The organism is Falsihalocynthiibacter sp. S25ZX9 (genome assembly GCF_041205405.1).
GTDB lineage: Bacteria > Pseudomonadota > Alphaproteobacteria > Rhodobacterales > Rhodobacteraceae > Falsihalocynthiibacter > Falsihalocynthiibacter arcticus.
In genome coordinates, this window is sequence record NZ_JBGFCD010000224.1 from 1 (window position 1) to 306 (window position 306).

Here is a 306-nt window from a genome sequence, read left to right on the forward strand (position 1 = left end):
GAACTCGAAGCAAAATGGGGCAAGATCGATTTCATCGTCAATGCCATTGCCTTCTCGGATAAAAATGAGCTCACTGGACGCTTCGTAAATACCAGCCGCGAGAACTTCAAAAAGACTCTCGACATCAGCTGTTATTCCCTCATCGAAGTGGCCCGCCGCGCAGCCCCTTTGATGACCGACGGCGGCACGATCATCACCCTGACCTACCAAGGGTCAAATCGCGTCACGCCGTTCTACAATGTGATGGGCGTTGCCAAAGCCGCGCTCGAAGCGGCGGTGCGCTATCTTGCCAACGATCTTGGACCC

1 protein-coding gene is annotated in these 306 nt (G+C 54.6%); it reads left to right on the forward strand.

The features are described 5' to 3' along the window. The coding region (locus tag AB9F29_RS22015; protein WP_369757264.1) for an enoyl-ACP reductase at nucleotides 1-306 on the forward strand (306 nt) is incomplete at both ends.